Annotated in this window: 2 protein-coding genes; both read right to left on the reverse strand. The window is 41.2% G+C overall.

Annotated features, from left to right (window positions below; translation table 11 throughout):
- Positions 1–819 (reverse strand): class B sortase (srtB, locus tag RDS42_RS14160; protein ID WP_308784226.1); only part of this gene is annotated, 819 nt, incomplete at its 3' end.
- On the reverse strand, positions 785–2,442 hold a 1,658-nt coding region (locus RDS42_RS14165; protein WP_308784227.1), incomplete at its 5' end, for a VirB4-like conjugal transfer ATPase, CD1110 family. The genes srtB and RDS42_RS14165, both read right to left, overlap by 35 nt.

Genomic DNA, 2,442 nt, shown 5'->3' on the forward strand with positions numbered 1-2,442 from the left:
GCTTTCATTTTGCTGAATTTTTTTTGCAACCACGACCATACGCCCATTCCGCTGTGAATATTCGCATGTGGACAATGTAAGCAGCTTGTCCCCATATTCTGCTGTGATTCCGGTTTCATAGATTGCTTTTCGCTTAATTTCTCTAATAAAGTACTCATAATCTGCCCCTTTCTGTGCTTTTATAAAACTGTAATAGTTAAAGTCATTTCCGGTATAAACCGGTGTTGTAAATGCTGATAATATCTGATACTGTTCATTTCCCCATATGGTACGGAACAGGATTGTTGGATGCTCCTCATAAAATCCCTTGTCTTTATATTTTTCAAGATCAGCAAACATCTTCCCACTGTTCATATGATGCCCATAGATAATCAGGTTGTCTGAATCTCCCGGCACACATTCCTCAGCAAGAAACAGACAGCCATTTGCTGAGTAGTCCCCATTAAAATCCCGATGCAGATAATAATTCTTATCTCCGGGCCTGTACATAACTGGGTAGTCTATCTTTGTTCCCTCAATCGTAAGCCACCCAATACAATCTGGATTTTCCTCATGCAATGCCAGTATTCCAGCATCTACTTCTATAAAAGAATCGCCGGAAGAATTTTCTCCCGGCTCGTCCTCTTTCTCCTGCATAAGTTCCTGCAACTCTTGCTGTAACTGATTGTCCTGTCTTTCCTGTATGAACATTCCCATCAGAAAGTAAATACTGATAGTAAGCAAAATAATCGAAACAATCATCAATATTCCTGCTATAAACCGCCTCACTCTGCCACTCCTCCTGTTAATCGTCCCTGTCTTTGATGCCAAGTTTTTCACGTTTTTCCACATCTTCCGGTTTCGATGACATTAACGCATACAGCATAAGAGAATTATCAAATCTGTCCTTAAACGGAATAATTGTATTTCCATAAAAAATCAAGCCTTCTCCTGCTCCACTGTTTGTCACATAGGAAAGCTGATGCGGAGAGATGTTAAGCTGTTTGGCAAGAATCTGTCTGTCCCCGGATGCCTGGTTAAGCATCAGAATAAAATCAGAGTTTTCAAAGATGTTCTCGATTTCTCTTGAAGCAAGCAGGTCTTTTACATTCTGTGTGATACCAGTCGGAATACCGCCCCACTTACGGAACCTCTTCCAGATTTCCACGCTATATGCTGCTGTCTGTTCTTCTTTCAGCAGCAAGTGAAACTCATCAATGTAATATCTGGTAGATTTATGTGCAGCACGATTGACTGTTACCCTGTTCCAGACCTGATCCTGAACAATCAGCATACCAAGTTTTTTAAGTTGCTTACCAAGGTCTTTAATGTCGAAACATACCAGACGGTTATTCAACTCAACATTCGTGCGATGGTTGAATACTTTAAGAGAACCATTAACATAGATTTCCAGTGCCGTTGCCAGACGCTGTGCCTCTGGTTCTTCCTGCTTGCGAAGCAGATTGTATAAATCCTCCAGTATCGGCATCTTCTCTGGAACCGGATCTGCAAGATAGTCCTGATATACCAAGCGGACACAACGGTCAATAATCGTCTTTTCTACTGGCTCCAAGCCATTCTTCCCACCTACTACCAGTTCACAAAGTGAAAGAATAAAATCTGATTTCAGAGATAACGGATCGTCATCATCCGCATAATTGGTGTTAATATCCATCGGATTGATATAATCATGACTAGTTGGCGAAATACGAACAACCTGTCCATTGAATGCCCGGACTATGGGAAAATACTCGCCTTCTGGATCACAGATAATAATATCGTCCTTTGTCACGATAAAAACATTGGTAATTTCACGTTTTGCCGCAAAGGACTTACCAGCTCCCGGAGTACCCACGATCAAGCCATTCGGGTTTTTCAGTTTCTTCCTGTCAGCCATAATCAGGTTGTTAGACAAGGCATTCAGACCGTAGTAAATGGATTCTCCACCCATAAATAATTCCTGTGTCGTGAACGGAACAAAAATCGCTGTTGAAGTTGTCGTTAATGCTCTTTTAATAGGAATCCAGTTTTTTCCAAGTGGCAGACTGCTCATAAGTCCCGGTTCCTGCTGATAATCAAGCCTCTTTAATGCACAATTATATTTCTGTGCAATACCTGCGGTCTGAAATACCACATTTTCCAGTTCCTGTTTATTTTTTGCAGTATTTAAAAACACCACCGTCACAAGAAACATTCTCTCATTCCTGGATTGCAAATCTTCCAGAAGCCTCTTTGCTTCCCCTCCGTAAGTATTCAAATCAGACGGGATAATATCCATATCATATCCGGAACGAACTGCTTTTTTCTGCTCCTCAATTTTCATCCTGTTAATATCTGTAACCTTTGCTTTTACCAACTTAATCGCTTTCATCTGGTCGATGGACTGGATGTGAAGATTCACAAGCAGATTGCAGTCCATTTCCAGAAATTCCGCAAGCATTTTATCAGTCAGCTCCGGTGCCA

The organism is uncultured Blautia sp. (genome assembly GCF_902497045.1).
Taxonomy (GTDB): domain Bacteria; phylum Bacillota; class Clostridia; order Lachnospirales; family Lachnospiraceae; genus Blautia_A.